The 18,872-nt window shown below is 65.4% G+C and carries 14 protein-coding genes; 2 read left to right on the forward strand and 12 right to left on the reverse strand.

All coding sequences use genetic code 11. The features are described from left to right. Positions 1-5: 5 nt before the first annotated feature. On the reverse strand, positions 6-5,000 hold the full coding sequence (locus tag ACK4TE_RS12140; RefSeq protein ID WP_409911785.1) for an alpha-2-macroglobulin family protein: 4,995 nt from the start codon (positions 4,998-5,000) through the stop codon (positions 6-8). 86 nt (positions 5,001-5,086) lie between these two features. Beyond that, positions 5,087-5,947, reverse strand: a complete 861-nt coding sequence (locus tag ACK4TE_RS12145; RefSeq protein WP_409911786.1) for an SDR family oxidoreductase — start codon at positions 5,945-5,947, stop codon at positions 5,087-5,089. Positions 5,948-6,007: 60 nt separating this feature from the next. On the opposite strand from ACK4TE_RS12145, the gene ACK4TE_RS12150 reads away from it, so the two are divergent. Then, positions 6,008-6,685, forward strand: a complete 678-nt coding sequence (locus ACK4TE_RS12150; protein ID WP_409911787.1) for a tetratricopeptide repeat protein — start codon at positions 6,008-6,010, stop codon at positions 6,683-6,685. Positions 6,686-6,691: 6 nt separating this feature from the next. On the opposite strand, the gene ACK4TE_RS12155 is transcribed toward ACK4TE_RS12150, so the two are convergent. Next, on the reverse strand, positions 6,692-8,056 hold the full coding sequence (locus ACK4TE_RS12155) for a leucyl aminopeptidase family protein (protein WP_409911788.1): 1,365 nt from the start codon (positions 8,054-8,056) through the stop codon (positions 6,692-6,694). A gap of 113 nt (positions 8,057-8,169) precedes the next feature. Between ACK4TE_RS12155 and ACK4TE_RS12160 the strand changes: the two genes are divergently transcribed. After that, positions 8,170-9,105 (forward strand): tetratricopeptide repeat protein, encoded by a 936-nt coding sequence (locus ACK4TE_RS12160; protein ID WP_409911789.1) that lies wholly within the window; start codon positions 8,170-8,172, stop codon positions 9,103-9,105. 18 nt (positions 9,106-9,123) lie between these two features. On the opposite strand, the gene ACK4TE_RS12165 is transcribed toward ACK4TE_RS12160, so the two are convergent. The 9 genes from ACK4TE_RS12165 to cpaB form a co-directional block, all read right to left on the reverse strand. Further along, positions 9,124-9,450, reverse strand: coding sequence for a hypothetical protein (locus ACK4TE_RS12165; protein WP_409911798.1), 327 nt, complete (start codon positions 9,448-9,450; stop codon positions 9,124-9,126). 64 nt (positions 9,451-9,514) lie between these two features. Next, positions 9,515-11,017: an aldehyde dehydrogenase family protein gene (locus ACK4TE_RS12170; RefSeq protein ID WP_409911790.1), complete on the reverse strand. Its 1,503-nt coding sequence runs from the start codon at positions 11,015-11,017 to the stop codon at positions 9,515-9,517. A gap of 39 nt (positions 11,018-11,056) precedes the next feature. Next, a complete protein-coding gene (locus ACK4TE_RS12175; RefSeq protein ID WP_409911791.1) occupies positions 11,057-12,076 on the reverse strand; it encodes a type II secretion system F family protein in 1,020 nt (339 codons plus the stop codon). A 10-nt stretch (positions 12,077-12,086) separates the two neighbouring features. Next, positions 12,087-13,124, reverse strand: a complete 1,038-nt coding sequence (locus tag ACK4TE_RS12180; RefSeq protein ID WP_409911792.1) for a type II secretion system F family protein — start codon at positions 13,122-13,124, stop codon at positions 12,087-12,089. Next, complete coding sequence (locus ACK4TE_RS12185; RefSeq protein WP_409911793.1) at positions 13,124-14,623, reverse strand: CpaF family protein; 1,500 nt, start codon at positions 14,621-14,623, stop codon at positions 13,124-13,126. Before ACK4TE_RS12185 ends, ACK4TE_RS12180 begins: the two co-directional genes overlap by 1 nt. 28 nt (positions 14,624-14,651) lie before the next feature. Next, positions 14,652-16,055: a CpaE family protein gene (locus ACK4TE_RS12190; RefSeq protein ID WP_409911794.1), complete on the reverse strand. Its 1,404-nt coding sequence runs from the start codon at positions 16,053-16,055 to the stop codon at positions 14,652-14,654. A 30-nt stretch (positions 16,056-16,085) separates the two neighbouring features. After that, positions 16,086-16,796 (reverse strand): CpaD family pilus assembly protein, encoded by a 711-nt coding sequence (locus ACK4TE_RS12195; RefSeq protein WP_409911795.1) that lies wholly within the window; start codon positions 16,794-16,796, stop codon positions 16,086-16,088. 11 nt (positions 16,797-16,807) lie between these two features. After that, positions 16,808-18,367, reverse strand: coding sequence for a type II and III secretion system protein family protein (locus ACK4TE_RS12200; protein ID WP_409911796.1), 1,560 nt, complete (start codon positions 18,365-18,367; stop codon positions 16,808-16,810). A gap of 2 nt (positions 18,368-18,369) precedes the next feature. Then, a partial coding sequence (gene cpaB / locus ACK4TE_RS12205; protein WP_409911797.1) for a Flp pilus assembly protein CpaB occupies positions 18,370-18,872 on the reverse strand: 503 nt, incomplete at its 5' end.

Raw genomic sequence — 18,872 nt, forward strand, 5'->3', positions numbered from 1 at the left:
CCTCCCTACTTGCCGCCGGCAGCGCCCTGCGCAGCGAGGATGGTGACGCGGCCCGGCGCAGAACGCCCGAACACTTCCGGACGGTACATGTCCTCGGCCACCACACCCGGCATCGCGAACGAGCCCGGCGTGACGGCGCGCACGACATAGGCGAGCGTGACCGGATCCTCGAGCACATCGATGGCGGCGACGAAGCGGTCGTCCTGCGACTGGGCCGTCTGCGCCCGGTTGATTTCGCCGAGGAAGGCGAAGGCGCCGGAGCGGATGCGGTCTTCGCCGGTGCGCCAGTCATACTCGACGATGCGGGCATCGGCAGGACGCAGCACCGTCTCGATCTCGAAGCCGGCGGGCAGAAGGTCTGCCACGATGACCGGATTGAGGCGGCGCTCCTGCGGCGTGATCGTCAGGGCAATGACGAACTTGTCGCCCTGGCGCACCTGGTCGAGACGGACGGCCTGACCGCTGAGCGTGTAGACCTGTTTCGAGGCGGTGAGCTTCGAGGAGACGGCAGGCGGCGGCGAGGACGGCGCGCCGGTGACGAGCACGGTGCGGAAGACAGGCGCCTTGGAGTTCAGCCTGAAACTCACACCGCTTGAGGCCTGCGCCTCGGTGAGCATGTACTGGCGCTTGTTGTCCTGGCCGTTGCCGAGACCGGTGACCGCAACCTGCACCGTATCTTCGCCTTTGGTGAGGGCGTTGACGGCCTGCAGGAGGTAGGATTTTTCCTGCGTGGTGAGGCTGGAGGCAGAGGGCACATCCTTGCCGATCTTGTCGGCGAGGCGGGCGACGACATCATCGAGGTCGGCCTCGGCGGCGAGGGCGAGCATGCCGGCGAGATCGCGCAGCGGCGTCTGGTAGTAGTCGCCGTCATTGCGGTAGCCGAGCGCGCTTTCCGCCGACTTGAAGGCGGAGGCGGCGCGGGCCCGGTCGCCGAGATAGGCAAGGCCTGCCCCGATATGCGCGCGGGCTAGTGGGCTGGCGATGGAGGCCAGCTCGCGGTCGTGCAGGTAGCGCAGGCGCGAGATGTCGGCTTGGCCGGCCTTGGCGAGCACATAGAGCGCGTAGGCCGAGGAGCGGTACATCATCTGCTGCTGCGTGTCTGTGGAGTACTGGCCCTCATAGACATTCGTGTCGTAGCCATAGACCCGCCAGGCATCGCCGGAGGCAACGCTGCGCAGGGCGCCGTAAGCCCGGGTGAGGGCTTCATCCGGCACGGCATAGCCGGCCTGCTTGGCGCGGTAGATGAAGTCGGTCGCATAGGCGCCGAGCCAGGGCGTGGCGTAGCCGTCCCCTTCCCGCCAGAGACCGAAGGCACCGTCCGCACCCTGACGATTGAGGATCGTGCTGACGGCGGTCTGCACCTTGTCGCGGGCATTGTCGCGGGCCCCGCGGGCGCCCATGGCGACGAGCTGTTCGGAATAGAGCAGCGGGACAGCGCGGCTGGTGATCTGCTCGGTGCAGCCATAGGGGTAGCGGTCGAGCGAGGCGTAGAGGGTGGCCGGGTCGATCGGCACCGGCGAGAAGCCGACGGCGACATCCACCGAACCGGGGATGTAGCCGGTGAGCAGGTCGCGGCCGACGGTGAGGGTTTCGCCGGGGCGGAGCATCTGCGTGGTGGCGCGCGTTTCCGGCAGGTAGGGCGAGCGCGTCTGGATCTCGTAGGAGCGGCTGACCGAATAGCGGTCCGGGCCGGTGACTTCGAGGCGGAGCGGCGAGATGCCTTCCGCGGTGGCGCTGATGCGGACGGGGAGGTCGGCGCGCTGGCCCTTGGCGAGCGTGCGGGTGAGCGCAGCTTCGGCGACGGTGACCTGCTGGCCGCCGGCGACCCTGGCCGTGAACTGGCCACTGGCAAGCTCGATATTGTCGATGGAGGCGGTGATGACGGCTTCGTCGCCGGGGGCGAGGAAGCGGGGCATCACAAGATCGGCGGGGGCGCGGTCGCGGACCTTCATCTTGGCATCGGCGCTGCCGAGGCCGGTTTTCGACCAGGCGACAGCCATCAGGCGCAGCTCGCCGTTGAATTCCGGCAGGTCGAGCGGGATCTTCGCCCGGCCATTGCGGCCGACTTCGATGAGGCCAGAGAAGAGGACCACGGATTTCGTCGGCACAACGGTGAGGCCTTCGCCGCCGAGCTGGTCGCCGCCGACGCGCACTTCGGCGGGCAGGCCCATGTTCGGGTCGAGCAGGCGGCCATAATCGTCATAGAGATCGACGCCGAGCGCCTTGCGGCCGAAATAGTATGCGACCGGATCGGGCGACTTGAACTTGGTGAGCTGCAGGATGCCCTCGTCAACGGCGGCGAGGGTGATGAAGACCGGCTCGCGGGGGCCGCCTTCGATGCGGACATCGACGGATTGCTGCGTTTTCGGACGGGCGATATCCGGCGCGTCGAGCGTGACCTTGAAGGTGCGCGCGGCCATGTCGACCGGCACATGCACGACGCCGACGGCACGGCGGGGCTTGGCCTGCAGCGACGGGTCGCGGCCAGAATAGACCGAGACCATGACATAGGCGCCTTCGCCCCAGTCGGCGGTGACCGGCAGGGTGACTTTCGACCCCTTGGCTGAGACGGCGAGATTCTGGACGCTCAGTATACGGTCGGTGGCAACCACGACCTGGGCCTGGCCGTCATAGGGCGGCACGATGGTGATCTCGGCATTCTGGCCGGGCTTGGGTGACGTGGCCGGGGCAGCGACCTTGACGCGGTCCGGCGCTTCGGTGCCGTCCTCGCTCGTCCAGCCACCCCAGCCGACATAGAAGCTCATGCTGGCGCTGGAACCCGCGAGGGGGCCCTGCCCTTCGACGACGAGTTCATGGCTGCCCCAGTCGAGCGCGGGAACCTTGATCTCGCCGGTGCCGCCGGCGGGCGTGGTGAGCACGCCTTCATTCACTTTCGTCACCGTGCGCGAGCGGCGCCAGTTCCAGCGGTCGCCGTCACGGTACCAGTCATAGTGGTAGTCGATGGCAAGGACTTTCCAGTTGAGGCGCTGGGCCACAGCCTGACCGTCGGCATTGACGGTGACAACTTCGAAACGGGCTTCCTTGCCTTCTTCGACGTTCGACTCGAAGGCCGGCTTCAGGCCAACATAGAGCGCTTCGGGCCGGTACGGGATGCGGGCGCTCTCGCCGACGGCGCGGCCGCCGGGTTCGAGCACGCTGATCACGGTGTTGAGGCGCAGCGGCAGGCCGGAATTCGAGCCTGCCGTGCCGGGCGAGAGGCGGACAACCGCCTTGCCGGAACCGTCCGTGGTCGTATCATCAAACTCGAGGATCTGCTCCTCGAACGTCTGGTCATGGCGGCCATAGCGGAAACCATCGAATGCCGCAAAGGGTTTCGGATCGGCTTCGACCCTGGCTTCGGTGCGCACGGTCAAGCCGGCGCCCGGAGCGCCATAGAGGAAGCGCGCGTCAATCTCCACGGCGCGGGTTCCGCCAGCTTTCAGCGGCGTCTTGTCATCGGCCTTGATATCGACCGCAATGCGCTGCGGCACGAAATCCTCGACCGCGAAGCGGACATTGCCAGCTTCATAGGAGAGCCCGTCAATCTCGATGGCGGCGCGCCATTCGCCGCGCAGGGCGCCGCGCGGCAGATCAAACGTGTGAAGCGCCGCGCCGGAGGCAGGATTGGTGAAGCGCACCTTCGCCGCCACAAGACCGTTGGGGCGATAAATGACCAGGTTGCCATTGCGGCCGTCGACCTGACGTCCGGCGCGGTCGCGCAGGAGTGCGGTGAATTCGACTTTCTCGCCGGGACGGTAGATGCCGCGATCGGTATAGACGAAGGCGTCCACAGCGCCGGGCGTGCGGCGGCCGCCGATTTCCTGCGCCGACAGATCAACAGGCGCGCGCGACAGATCGAGCGCGGCGAGTTCGCCGTTCGGCGCCGAGGCGAGCACAAGACGGGGCGCCATGTTGCCCTGCCCGTTCATCAGCGGCGCATCGAAGGTGACGCGGCCCTGCTCGTTGGGCTTGGCTTCGGCCAGCACGGCATTGTTCATGGCGATCAGCTGCACGGTGGCGCCCCGCGCGATCTTGCCATCCTTCAGCGAGCGCAGGGTGACATCAAGGCCATGCTCGCCGCGATAGGCGGTCAGCGCCAGGTCGGTGAGCATGATCCAGCGGCCGGAGGACGCCGGCGGGCCTTCATTGTCCGCAAGTTTGGCGGCGTCCTCGATGCTGACATAATAAGCGCCGGGTTTCATCGGCCCGACGACATCCTGCAGCGGAAAGACCGTGATGACCGGCGCATTGGCGGTGTTGGCGATCTTCATCGTGCCTGTGAACAGCTGTTCGCTGACATCTTCCGGCGAATCTGCGCCCCACATCCAGGACCATTCGCCCTGGCCGGTGGTGGTGCCTGTGCCGATGCTCTTGAAGGCGAGCGCGCGGTCGTTGATGCGGCTGACCGTGACGCGTACTTCGTCGACATTGACCGTTTCGATCGGGAGGCCATCCGCATTCTCGCGTGGCAGGATGACGCCGGTGCCCTTAAAGCCGACGAAGGGCGGGCGGTCGGCAAAGTCGACCGGCACGGTTTCAGCGCGCTTCAGGGTGCGGCCATCGGCGGCGGGGAGACCGGCGAGGATGGTGGCGGTGCGGGTGGTGCCGAAAGAGAGACCGCCGACGCAGAGCTCGCGGCCCTGAACCGTCAGCGAGGAGCGGAAAGCGGGGCGGAATTCGACATAGGGAGAATAGTCCGTTTTCGGATCAAGTGCCGCCGAGAAGACAAAACAGGCGAGCGGCTGTTCGGTGGAGGTGTCGATGCGGTAGCGGAAATAGGAGAATTCCTGGTTCGCCGCCTCGGCGGCGCGCTGGCGCGCCTCTTCCCGTTTGCGCGCGGCAACCTGGTCAGACGGTGACCGCTCGACCAGCACTTTCGCATCGCTGTCTTCGCCGGGCTCACGCGTGGTCTGCGACCCGCCGCAAGCTGAAAGGACAAGCATGGCTGCTGAAGCGAGGGCACTCAGGACCCCCCACCGGCCCCGGACCGCAACTGACATGAAACTCTCCTCCCGTCTCTTGCATGAACAGTTGCACAGAAACACGCGGCGCCATAGGGGCGCGAATCTGGCGGAAGCAAGAAAAGTCAGTGCGTTACCGTGAGTTCTGCCCGGATGATGGCGGCGAGGCCTTCGCGGTAGGTCGGATAGAGCGGGCGCCATCCGAGCGCGGCTTTTGCCCGCGCGTTCGAGACGCGCTTGCACTCGGCATAGAAGCTGGCCGCCATGCCGGAGAGACCGGCGGAATCGAAGGGCACATCCGGGGGCACCGGCAGGCCGATGAGTCTTGCGGCATGGGCGATGATGTCCTGCGGCGGGGCAGGCAGGTCGTCGCAGAGATGGAAGACGCCGTGCGCGTCCGGGCGCTGCAGCAGGGCGGCAAGGCCGGAGGCGATGTCATCGACATGCACACGGGAGAAGACCTGCCCCGGCTTGATGATGCGGCGGGCGGTGCCGTCGCGCAGCCGGTCGAAGGGCGAACGGCCGGGGCCGTAGATGCCGGGCAGGCGGACAATGCGGACTTTGCCTGCGGCCGCCTGCTGCCACTGCGTCTCGGCGAGGACCCGCGCGGCGGCGCGGCCGGAAGCCGGGGCGACCGGCGACCATTCGAAGGCCCAGCCACCGTCGAGATCACCATAGACGCCGGTGGTGGAAAGGTAGGTCACGGTGGCGGCGGTGTGGGCGGACGGGCCGGCAGCGAGCGCGGCGGGGCAGCCTTCGGCGCCGGGCGGCAGGGTGACGAGCCAGTGCGCGCCTTCGGGCGGGGTGACGGGCCCCTGCCCGGCCCAGACCGCTGCCTCGACACCCCTGGCCTGAAGCCGGGCGGCTTTTTCCGCGGTCCGGACCGTGCCGCCGATGCGCCAGCCCTGCGGGCGCAGAAGGTCCGCCAGCTGCAGGGCGCTGTAGCCAAGGCCAAAAACAAAAAGCAGAGATTGCGCGGAAGTCATTTGCCAATGCGGGCCCGGTTGCCTGAATGGCCTGCATAGACGGTCCGGAGGCCCCTTTCCATGTCCTTGATTGCTGCGCTGACCGGGTCGGTTCTCCTGTTGCAGACGCTCGGTGCGGACCTCGCCCGCGCCGAGGAAGACCGGCTGGAAGCCTGCATCGCCAAGATCGAAGTCAGCGCCGAGGAGGCATACGAGGACGGCCTCGCCTGGACGCATGAGGGCAACCGGCCCGGCGCGCGCCAGTGTACGGCGCTCGCCCTGATCGCGCTTGGCAATTACGATACCGGCGCCAACCGGCTGACGCAGCTGGCGCGGTCAACCGATGGCGGCACGATGGAGCAGCGCGCGGTGTACCTGTCGCAGGCCGGGCATGCCTGGCTGCAGGCGGATGCGCCGGAGACGGCGGTGGTTGCCTTTACCGAAGCGCTGAAACTGGCGCCGGGCACAGTGGATCTTCTGATCGACCGGGCGGCGGCGAATATCGTGCTGGAGAAATGGGACGAGGCGCTGGCGGACCTTGACCTGGTGCTGTCGGGCCTGCCGGACGATGTGACCAGCCGGCAGCTGCGCGCCGAGGTGCATCTTAACAAGAAAAACCTCGCCGCGGCGAAGAAGGATGTCGACGCTGCGCTGGCGGCGGATCCCAAGAATATCGACACGCTGCTGGTGCGCGGGCGCGTGCGTGAGGCGATCCGCATTGCGGAGGATGACGGCGAACTGGTGGTTGTTTCCCAGTAGGCTGCGTCAGGCGCCGTAGCGCGTCTCCAGCATGGACCAGACAGCGCGCAGACCGCACGGGGCGCCGCCTTCGGGGCGGCCGTATTTCGACTTGCGCCAGGCCCAGATGTCGAAATGCGCCCAGCTTTTCGCGGTGACGAACTGTTTGAGGAAGACCGCGGCCGTGATCGAGCCGGCGAAGCTGCCGCCGGAGTTGACGAGGTCGGCGATGGGGCTTTTCAGGTCGGCGAGATAGGGATCCCAGAGCGGCATGCGCCAGACGGGGTCGCCGGTGCGGGCCGAGGCGGCGAGGATGTCGGCGGCGAGCGCCTCATCGTCCGTGTACAGAGGGGCGAGGTCTGCGCCGAGGGCGACGCGGGCGGCGCCGGTGAGGGTGGCGAAGTCGAGCAGCAGGTCCGGCTCCGCCTCGCAGGCGCGGGTGAGCGCGTCGGCCAGCACGAGGCGGCCTTCGGCGTCCGTGTTGTCGATCTCGACCGTGAGGCCCTTGCGGCTGTGCAGCACATCACCGGGGCGGAAGGCGTTGCCGGAAATCGCGTTCTCGGCGGCGGAGACGTAGAGCTTCAGGTGGACGGGCAGGCCCGCGCCCATGACGAGTCCGGCGAGCGCGATGGCGTGGGCGGCGCCGCCCATGTCCTTCTTCATGATGCGCATGCCGTCCGCCGGCTTGATGTCGAGGCCGCCGGAATCGAAGGTGATGCCCTTGCCGCAGAAGGCGAGCTTCGGATGGGCGGGGTTGCCCCATTCGAGTTCGAGGAAGCGGGGCGCTTCGTTGGCAGCGCGGCCGACGGCGTGGATCATCGGGTAGTTATGGGTGAGGAGATCCTCGCCGGCGATGGCGGTGACGTGCGCGCCGAAGCGGGCGGCGAGGTCTTCCATCTCCTTCTGCAGACCGGCGGGGGTCATGTCGGCGGCAGGCGTGTTGACCATGTCGCGCAGGTGGGCGGCGGCGGCGGCCTCGCGGGAGAGGCGCTCGCCTTCCTTGCCGGAGGGAACCTTCAGGCGCGGCGGTTCGGCGTTTTCTTTCTTGTAGCGGGTGAAGCGGTAGGCCCCGTCGCCCCAGGCGGCGGCGATCCAGGCGAAAGGCTGGCCACCCTCTTCGAGGATTTCATAATCCCCTTCCGGCAGGCGCCCGGCGAGGGCTGCAACCGCGAGGGCGTCCTTGCCCGTGCCCAGCCCGAACAGGACAGAGGCGACCCGTCCACCCTCGCCCGGAACGATGACCGCCTGCCCGGCCGCGCCGGTGAAGCCCTGCGCCCTGGCGATGGCGCGGGCATCCGGGAACGGATCGGCCTTAAGGTCAGCGAAGCTGCGGGCAGTGAAAAGGTAAACGCCGGCGGGTGACTTGGGGCGGGCGGTGAAACAGTCGTGCATGGTCTTTCCTGCCGGGCAGATGGTTAAGGCTGGGCGCGCCGGCGTTAACCGAACCTTGACCCCGGTCGTTCAAAATCGGGCTTATGGACCCGATACATACACGGAGGCCGATGATGTCCAGTGCCAAAACGTCTCTGGCCCTGCTTGCCTTTGCGCTCGCCGCCTCGACCGCGGCCTGCGCCTCGTCGGGCAAGAACGACCCCAACCTGGCGGCCATGAAGGCGATGGAAGAGGCGCTGAAACCGGCCTCAGCCGAGGAACGCGCCGCGGCGAACCGCGCCGATCCGCTGACCCGCGCCAATTTCTGGGGCAAGGAAAACGCCAAGGACCCCGAGGACCTGACCACGGCGCTCGAATTCGCCCGCTCGCTGCGCGAGATCGGCAGCCATGACCGGGCCATCGACGTGCTGTCGCGCACGATGATCGTGCATCCGACAAGCGCTGACCTGCTGATGCTGCTGGGCCGCATTCACATGTCGAAGGGCGACCCGGAGAGCATCAACGCGGGCGGCATGGCCTTCTACCGCGCGGCAGAGGCAGAGCCCGGCCGGGCGGAAGCCTGGGCAGCGCTCGGCACCGCCTATGACCGCCTCGAGCGCCACAGCATGGCGCAGGCCGCCTATGCCAAGGCGCTGGAGATCGAGCCTCGCCGCACGACGACGCTGACGAATTATGGCCTCTCCCTCTTGCTGACCGGCGACCTTGCCGGCGCCGAGCAGAAGCTGCGCCTCGCCGCAGCCAATGCCGATGCCGGATCGCGCGTGACGGAAAACCTTGCGCTGGTACTGGGCCTTCAGGGCCGGTTTGACGAGATGAAGAAGGTGAGCGGCACGGCGGCACCCTCGCAGATTGTCGAGCAGAATGTGGCGCTGCTGCAGGGCCTGATCAAACCTGCGCGCAGCTGGGATTCGCTGGCGGAGCCGGCTGTTACGGTGAAAATGGTGGAGGCGGCGCCTTCGATTGATCCACCCGTGGCCGCACCTGCCGGACAGGTCGAGGACAGCGCGGACGGCGATGCGCCGAAGCGCACGCTGCGCCTGCGGAACTGATGCGCGCCTGAACCCGGGCTATTCGTAAGGCAGGTCTTCAGGTCGCCGACCGACATAGTCGGGCTTGGGTGTCTTGGGAAACCTAACAGCCTTTATGTGGGTATCACCCCTGCGGATTGCTTTGCAGACTCGGTGCATGCCATCCATCAACCTGCCATCGGCATCCAATATGATCGGGAAGCTGAGATCGGCTTCTTCAATCAGTGAGAGGTGGCCAAGGATCGAGCGGCATGTTGGTATCTGCCCCTCGAAAGCATACCAGTGATTTTCATCAACCTCATCAAGGCTGCTCAACTCAATACTTTGGGCCTGCAGTCCTTTGCCAAGCTCGATCAATCGTCTCACATCCCAGGCGAGCAGGCCTTCCTTGGATGGCCTGAAATGGTATTGCGGCCTGATCATTGCTGCCTCAGTCCGCATCGAACCTTACCCCCTGCGCGAGTGGAAGTTCGTTTGAGTAGTTGATCGTGTTGGTGGCGCGGCGCATGTAGGCTTTCCAGCTGTCGGAGCCGGACTCCCTGCCCCCGCCGGTTTCCTTTTCGCCGCCGAAGGCGCCGCCGATCTCTGCGCCGGAGGTGCCGATATTGACGTTGGCAATTCCGCAATCGGAACCGGAGGCGGCGAGGAAGCGTTCGGCTTCGCGCAGGTCGGTGGTGAAGATGGAGGAGGAGAGGCCCGCATCCACCGCATTGTTGAGGGCGATGGCTTCGGAAAGATCCGTGTACGGCATGACATAGAGGATGGGCGCGAAGGTTTCGCGCAGGACCGGGCCGGTATGGGACGGCATCTCCACCAGCGCGGGGCGGCGATAGGTGCCGCCGCCGGCATCGACCGCCTCGCCGCCGGTGACCTTGCCGCCGAGCGATGCGGCTTCCGCCAGCGCAGCGTCCATGCTGGCCCCTGCCTGCGCATCGATCAGCGGGCCGACGAGCACACCTTGCGTGAGCGGGTTGCCAACCTTGGCCGAGGCCCATGCGGCCTTGAGGCGCGGGATGAGCCGGTCTGCAACGCTCTCATGCACGAACAGGCGGCGCATGGTGGTGCAGCGCTGGCCGGCGGTACCGAGGGCCGAGAAGGTGATGGCGCGGGCGGCGAGCTCAAGATCCGCAGACGGACAGACGATGGCGGCGTTGTTGCCGCCGAGTTCGAGGATGGCCTTGCCGAAACGCGCGGCGACGACCGGGGCGACGGCGCGGCCCATGCGGGTTGACCCCGTGGCAGAAACGACCGCCACGCGCTTGTCTGCCGCGAGCATCGCGCCCGCTTCGGGGCCGCCATAGAGGCAGCTGGCGAGACCGGCGGGCACGTCGCCGAAGCGGCGCGCGGCGCGTTCGAACACGGCCATCGTCGCAGCGGCGCAAAGCAGAGTTTTTTCAGATGGCTTCCAGATCACCGGGTTGCCGCAGACGAGCGCGAGCGCGGCGTTCCAGGCCCAGACGGCGACGGGGAAATTGAAGGCTGTGATGATGCCGGTGACACCGGCCGGATGCCAGGTTTCCATCATGCGGTGGCCGGGGCGTTCGGTGGCAATGGTCAGGCCGTGCAGCTGGCGCGAGAGGCCGACGGCGAAGTCGCAGATGTCGATCATCTCCTGCACTTCGCCCAGCGCTTCGGCCGGGATCTTGCCGGCTTCGAGCGTGACGAAAATGGCGAGGTCGTCCTTCGCGGCGCGCAGCTCCTCGCCGAGCAGGCGGACGAGTTCGCCGCGGCGCGGGGCGGGCACGTCGCGCCAGGCGAGGAAGGCGGCGGAGGCGCGGGCGAGGGTCTGGCCTGCTTCGGCCGGCGAGGTTGCCGGCAGGCGGGCGACCGCCTCCCCCGTGATCGGCGTGCGGCAATCCAGCGAGGCGCCGGGCGTATCGGGCGCGAGTCCGAAACGGGCGAGGGCGGCGGCGGCGATGGGTCTGAGGCTCATCCCGCCGGTCTAGCCTTGCCGGCTCCGGCGGGAAAGCCCTCAGGCGAAGTCGCGGCCTGTGACGTGTTCGGTCACCTGCGGGGCGGCCTCGTTCTTGTTCTGCATCTTGTTGTACTTGATGTAGGCCGGGCCGAGCACGACGAGGAACAGGACCGGCAGGAAGAACAGGATCATCGGCACGGTGAGCTTGGCCGGCAGGGCGGCGGCCTTCTTCTCGGCTTCCGACATCCGCATTTCGCGGTTTTCCCGCGCCATCAGTCGCAGCGCATCGCCCAGCGGTGTGCCGTAACGTTCGGCCTGGCCGAGCGCCATACAGACGGCTTTCACGCCTTCATGGCCGGTGCGCAGGGCCAGGTTTTCATAGGCCTGGCGGCGGTCCGGCAGGTAGGAGAGTTCGGCGACGGTGATGCCAAATTCCTCGGCGAGTTCGGGCGAGGCGGAGCCGATTTCCTGGCTCACCTTGTTGAAGCCCATCTCGATCGACATGCCGGCCTCGACACAGATCAGCAGCATGTCGAGCGCGTCCGGGAAGGCGCGCATCAGGGACTTCTGGCGCTTCTGGGCAAGGTTGGAGATGTAGATATTGGGCGCATAGAAACCGGCCGCAGCGCCGAAGGCGAGCGAGCCGTATTTCATGAACGGGTTCAGCCCGTGATCATTGACGAAGAAGATGTAGAGGAACGTGCCGATCGCGCCGACGAAGGGCAAGGCCATCCGTGCGAAGTAAAAGGCCGAGACAGGCCCCGGGCCGCGCAGGCCGGCCTGGTTCATCAGCTTGATGACGTTCGGATCTTCCAGCGCCTTGGCAAGGTTCAGCTTGGAGGAGATCTCCCCCATCATCGAATCGTCCTTGCGTCGCAGGCCCTTCTTCTCGAGCGCGGCGCGGCTCTGCTTGCGCAGGCGTTCGCGCTGGGACGCAACGGACTTCAAGCGCGTCTCGAGCTTGTTGCCCTGAAGGTAGGGCATGAAGACAGTCATGAAGGTGCCGAACACCGCCGCGGCGACGAGATAGGCCGCCAGTGTCTGGGGCTGTGTGAAGGTAAGCAGGAATTCAAACATTGGCCTGCCCCTACATATCGAAGTTGATCATGTTGCGCATGACCATGATGCCGGTGCCCATCATGGCAGTCGCCATCGCGAGAATGACGTGACCAGTCTCTGTACGGAACAGTTCGAGGATATAGTCCGGCGTGGTCATGAACACCATCACGCCCACCGCGAAGGGCAGCGAGCCGATGATGTAGGCAGAGGCTTTCGCTTCCGAAGACAGGGCCTTGACCTTCTCGCGCATCATCTTGCGTGACCGGATAACGGTCGAGAGGTTTCCGAGGGCTTCGGAGAGGTTACCACCCGCTTTCGACTGGATCATCAGCACGATGGCGAAGAAGTTCACTTCCTGCAGCGGCATCCGCTTGTAGAGCGCGGCGAGGGCACGGTCGAGACCCGCGCCCATCGACAGGTTGTCAGCGAAGGTGAGGAATTCCTTCTTCAGCGGCTCCGGGCTTTCCTTGCCGATGATGCGGATACACTCGTTGAGCGGAAGGCCGGACTTCACACCGCGCACGATGACGTCGAGGGCGTCGGCAAACTGGTTGACGAGTTTCTTGTGACGGCCCTTGATCATCATGCCGAGCACGAATTGCGGCAGGCCGAGTGTGCCCGCAAAAAACGCGGCGCCGACGAGTACCGGCCGGCTCTTGAACGAGATGCCGCTGATGACAAGACCATCCGCGCCGGAAATCCAGACGACACCGGCGCAAACGGCGCCTGCGATCACGGAAATGACCCAGAATACCGGAACCGGAATCTCGAGGCCGGCCTGAGACAGTTTCGAGCCAATGTCCCGCGCTGCCGAAATCTTGCGGCGCTCCTTGTCCTGCTTGCGCAGGTTGTCGAGCATTTCCTGGGTCTTGGCGCGGCGGCGCGCCGTCTCGTCGACCCCCTTGCCGGGTCCCTTGGCGGTGGCACTGGTGGCCCGCCCTGCGCCAATTTCGCGCGCGCGCTTCTTCGCGGCTTCGTCATTAGAGCCGGTGAACGTGAAGCCAATTCCGACGATCGCGACAAAGGCGAGCACGGCGACAAGGATGATCAGGAGATTGCCGGTCATCATGCGCCGTTGAGTTCGTCGAGCGCTGCGGCCAGCTCACGCTCGAGGTTGTAATAGGCGGCGCGCTCCCAGAAGCGCGGGCGGCCGATGCCCATGCCGCGATGGCGGCCAATGATCTTGCCGTTATCGTCCTCGCCCTCGATCTCGTATTTCAGGATATCCTGCAGAACGATGGTATCGCCTTCGAGGCCGAGCACTTCGGTGATGCACATGATGCGGCGCGAGCCGTCGCGCAGGCGCGAGGCCTGGACGACGACGTCAATCGAGCCGACGATCATTTCACGGATGGTTTTTGCCGGCAGCGAGAAGCCGCCCATGGTGATCATGGATTCCACACGGCTGAGGGCTTCGCGCGGGCTGTTGGCGTGCAGCGTGCCCATCGAGCCATCGTGGCCGGTGTTCATGGCCTGCAGAAGGTCGAACGCTTCCGGTCCGCGAACCTCGCCCACGATGATCCTTTCCGGACGCATACGCAGACAGTTCTTGACGAGATCGCGCATCGTGATCTCGCCCGAACCTTCGATATTGGGCGGGCGGGTTTCGAGGCGCACGACGTGCGGCTGCTGCAGCTGAAGTTCGGCGGAGTCTTCGCAGGTGATGACGCGTTCGCCGGGTTCGATGAAGCCGGTGAGACAGTTGAGCAGCGTGGTCTTGCCCGAGCCCGTACCGCCGGAGATCAGGACGTTGCAGCGGCTGTGGCCGATGATGCGGAGGATTTCCGCGCCGGCCTCGCTGATCGACTTGAACTTCACGAGGTCGTGGAGCTTCAGCTTGTCCTTCTTGAACTTACGAATGGTGAGCGTCGGGCCGTCGATGGCGAGCGGCGGCGCAATGACGTTCACACGCGAGCCGTCAAGCAGACGCGCATCACAGATCGGCGAGCTTTCATCGACGCGGCGGCCTACCTGGCTCACGATCCGTTGGCAGATGTTCATCAGCTGCGCGTTGTCGCGGAAGCGGATATTGGTGCGTTCGATCTTGCCGTTGACCTCGATATAGGTCGTGTCGGCGCCGTTGACCATGATATCGGCGATGTCGTCGCGCGCCAGCAGCGGCTCGAGCGGGCCGTAACCGAGCACGTCGTTGCAGATGTCATCGAGCAGGTATTCCTGCTCCGAGATAGACATCACGACATTCTTGATACTGATGATCTCGACGACGATGTCCCGGATCTCTTCGCGCGCGCTTTCTGTATCGAGCTGCGCGAGCTGGGACAGGTCGATCGTGTCGATCAGCGCGTTGAAGATGGTGGTCTTGGTTGCGTAATACTGCTCGGAATGCTGGCTGACCTTGCGGACGGGCTCAGGCTTGATCTCCGGGGTCTTCAGCTTCACCTGACTTGCCGGTTGGGCCGGCGCTGCCGGCGCCGCCGGTTTGGCTGCAGGTGCAGCAGGCGGTGCAGGCGCGGCGGGCTTGGGGGCCGCAGCAGCGGGAGCGGCCTGAGGCGCTGCCGCCGGCATCGTCGCAACCGGTGCGTTGGTGCGTTTTCCGAATGACATGTCCCTCTACCCGTCTTCTCTCTGCGGCTTACTTGCCCAGCAATTTCTTCAGGAAAGACTTCTCCGCCTGCTGCACCGTCTTGCCCGTCAGGGCCGCCGCGAGGTGATCGATGGCGATGGACGATTTGGCTGACGGCGATGTCTCCGAGATCATCTGTCCGTTATTGGCGGCCATGCCGAACACTTCCGGTTCGAACGGCACGATGATATCCGGCTCGACGCCAATTGCGGCCGCGAAGTCCTTCACCGGAATCTCGGGGCGCTTCGGCACACCGCACATGTTCAGCACAAGTCGCGGCGGATGGTCGTTGACGCGGTGGCCTTTCAGCTGGTCGATCATGTTCTTGCCGTTGCGCAGCGAGGCAAGGTCCGGCTGGCAGACGATGACGACTTCATCCGATGCGATCAGCGCATTGCGCACCCAGTGCGACCAGGTGTGCGGCAGGTCGAGCACCATATAGGGCACGTTGCGGCGCACGTTCTCGATCACGGTGGCGTAGGCATCGTCCGGAATATCGATGATCTGGTTGATGTTCGCCGGGGCGGTGAACAGCGACAGTCGCTCGGTGGCGCGCGCCAGCAGGCGATCGATCACCGCATTGTCCGCGCGCTCGGGCGCAAGCAGGGCATCGGCGATGGTCTGCGGCGTATCCTGGTTGAAGTCGAGCGCCGTGGTGCCGAAGGACAGGTCGAGGTCGACCAGCGTCGTGTTGACATGGGTGTTCTCGGCGAGCGCCCAGGCAAGGTTGTGCGCAATCGTCGAGGCCCCTACCCCGCCTTTTGCTCCGACCACGGAAATCTGCTTGCCGAGGAAGGGGGCATCCGGATCCGCGAACAGGCTGGAGATCGAACGGATGATCTGCAGGGGCTGGAACGGGGGAACAAGATATTCCGACACACCGCGCGCTACGAGCTGGCGGTAGAGCGTGATGTCGTTGACGGCGCCGATGACCAGAACCTTGACATGCTCGTCGCAGTGCACGGCAAGTGCGTCGATCTCGTGCAGCACCTGGATGGCCTGCGCAGAGGATTCGATCATCAGCAGGTTGGGGGTCGAGTTCGCCTGGAGGTCGGCGATGGCCGCCGGGATGCCGCCGGCGACGCATTCCACGGTCGCCCGGCCCATCCGGCGATCCCGCGCGCACAGTTCCATCAGCGCGCGGGTTTCCTCGCGCTCATAGAATAGCTTGATCGAGATGGCGGGCAGCATGGCGTCGCCGCCTGCCTGTTCGTACGGGGTGAAGGCGGCCTGCGGCGGCAGCATCGTCTTGGCCGCAAAGTCCATCACCGGCTGAACAGGCTGGGCAACAGCGTCTTCGAACGGGTTCGCCACTCCGGCATCGTTCGCGCCGGTCAGCGGATCGTCTCCGAACACATCTTCGAACTCGGTGCCGAAGTCGTCCTCAAAGAGTGCCTTGTCTTTACCCATCATACGCAAACTCCTGTTGCCGGGCGTGCCGGCCTATTGAACCACTTGCGAGACGGCGCCCGATTCCTGGTCAGAACGGGCAGCGGCCGTCGACTCGCCTTTCCGGAACTTCTCGAGAATGACTTCGCGTCGGCCGGGATCGCCCTGCCCCAGCGCGCGGGTGCCGAGCAGGTCTGCCGGATCGGCGATCATCGCCGCGAGGTTTGTCCGCACAGAGCAGCCGAGCGTCGGCATCGTATTGTTCGAGGCCACGTCCGAAAAATCATAGGCCGATTTCTGGGCGCAGTCGGGGGCGACCGCGTCATAGATCTGGAAGGCGATGATCATCGGCTGCGAGACGGCCGCGCCGGCGCCATGTGCCGAGCCTGCGATCTCATCATATTCCACACCGCTTTCCCAGGCGATGGCGCGCGCTTCGGCAACGGCTGTCACCGCGAGCTGCGGATTGGCGCTGGCCTGCGGCAGCGACATCACGAGCGGGCCGTGGCCGCGCTGGGCATACAGACCGACGAAGCTGCGGATGCGCTCACGGTCGCTGCTTGAGAGCTCGCTGGCCTGCGGATCGATCGCGACCTCGAGGAACTCGGTGCGCTTGGTGACGCCAACTTCGTTGCGGTCGAGCGCTGTGCCGGCCAGGTAGCTGGAAGGCACGGCCGTCGGCGCACTGCTGGCGCAGGCGCCGAGCGAGATCAGACCTGCGCCGAGCGCAAGGAGGGCAAAATTCGGCTTGGAGGCGGTGGTCATTCCTCTGTTCCCTACTCTTCGATGAAGCCCACAGGGGCCCGGTATTGGTCAGCTTTGACGGGCGAGCCGTCCTTGCCATAGGTTTCGTTCAGCTTGCCGAAGAAGATGGTCTTGGCATCCGAGGCGTTGGCATAACCGTCCGCAGGCGTACGAAGTTGCGACTTGGCGGCGGGATTGACGAGGTAAGGCGTCACGATGACGACGAGTTCGCTTTCCTCCGACAGGAAGTCGCGCGACTGGAACAGTGCGCCGAGGATGGGCAGCTTCTTGAGGCCGGGCACTTGGTCGATGTTCTGACGGTCTTTCGACGAGATCAGGCCGGCCATCATCATCGAGCCGCCCGAGGGCAACTCGATGGTCGACTCAGCGCGGCGGACCGTGAGGCCGGGCAGCGTGACGCCTTCCAGCTGGACGACGTTGCCGTTGCCATCGATGATCGTGCGGCTCTGGCCCTGGAACGCGCCCTGAGAAGTCAGCTCGGAGACTTCCGTCGACACTTTCAGGGAGATACGGCCTTCTGACAGCACGACCGGCGTGAAACCGAGGCCGACACCGTAGGGTTTGAATTCGATCGTGATCGAACCATTGTCATCCTGGCCGACCGGCACGGGGAATTCGCCGCCAGCGAGGAACTTGGCGCTCTCGCCCGACATGGCGACCATGGTCGGCTCGGCGAGTGTCTTGACGACACCGATCCGTTCCAGTGCCTGGAAGGCAGCGCCGGCGCGCGACTGAAGGTCGTTGCCGACATAGTTCGTGTACGACACGGAGCCGCCGAAACCGCCGAGCGACCGGCCCTGGATCGGGAAGCCAAGATCCGTGCTGACATCGCCTGAGCCGGTGAAGGGCAGACCCGGCAGCAGCGCCGTGGTTTCGGTATTGACCGGCGGGTTACCGACGAAAAGCTGCTTCTCGACAAGCCGTGCGAAGTCACCCCAGCCGGGAACGCCCGACATGTTGATGCCGAGTTGCTTGACGATATTGCGCTGCATCTCGACGATACGCACTTCGAGCAGCACCTGGTCGGGCGCGAGCACGCTCATCATGTTGACGACCTGCGGCGCACCCTCCCCTGCCGGGAAGTAGGCGGCCACCAGTTTGCGGACCTGTTCGGATTGCGCGACGCTGTCAACCGAACCGGTGATAACGATGGAGCCGTTCAGGCTTTCCAGCCCGACACGCGCATCCGGGACATGCCGCTCGATAGTCTTTTGCAGCGCAGCCATGTCTGTTTCGACATGCAGCGAGAGATCAAGCAGCGTGCGGCCGGCCCGGTCAAAGATCAGGGCGCTGGTCTGGCCATATTTCACACCGCGGAAGATGATTCGCTGCGAGGTTTGCACCACCGCGTCAGCAATTTCCGGGTTGGCGATGACGACATCGGCCGCAGGGGCTTCCAGTTCGATGATGATGGATTTGTTCACGCCCACCGTGACGGAGCGGGACACATAGCTGTCACCTGCGGCTATGATGACGGTGCCCATCCCGTTCGGGGTGGTCTGCGCCAGCCCCGCAGATGCTGGCACCAGAGCAAGCAGTGTCGTGCAGGCAAGGCTACTCAGTGTACGCATGACTAGTTCCCCCCGACGCCTGCCGCAGCAGGTTGTCCATTGCGGAAGATTGTAATTCCCGATCCGGCCCCGGCACCGTTGCCTTCCAGCATTTCCGTGCGGGCGTTGCGCTGCGTGCCACTGACAAACGTGTCGAGCGGGCGCAGCGAGAGGGTGACCTTGCCAAGGCGCTGGGCCATGGCCACCAGTTCTGCCTCGCGCGGGGTGACCTCGATCGTTGCCGTGCTGCCAAGCCGGGCCGTTTCGCCCTCGGCGTTGACAGCAAAATTCTGGTCAATCGCCAGTATGCGGACATTCTGGATGATCGTGTCGGCGACCGTGCGCTCGATGATACCACGTTCGGGTGCAGCCTTCTGGTCGTAGGTCAGGATAAGGTCAACCCGGTCATTCGGCAGGACGAAACCGCCAGACGCCGATTCTGCCGAAATCTCGATAGAGACGGCGCGCATCTCGGGGTTCATCATGGCCGCGAGGATCCCCTGTTGCCCTTTGAGGACGATCTTCT

It is taken from the genome of Hyphomonas sp. (assembly GCF_046313975.1).
Taxonomy (GTDB): Bacteria; Pseudomonadota; Alphaproteobacteria; order Caulobacterales; family Hyphomonadaceae; genus Hyphomonas.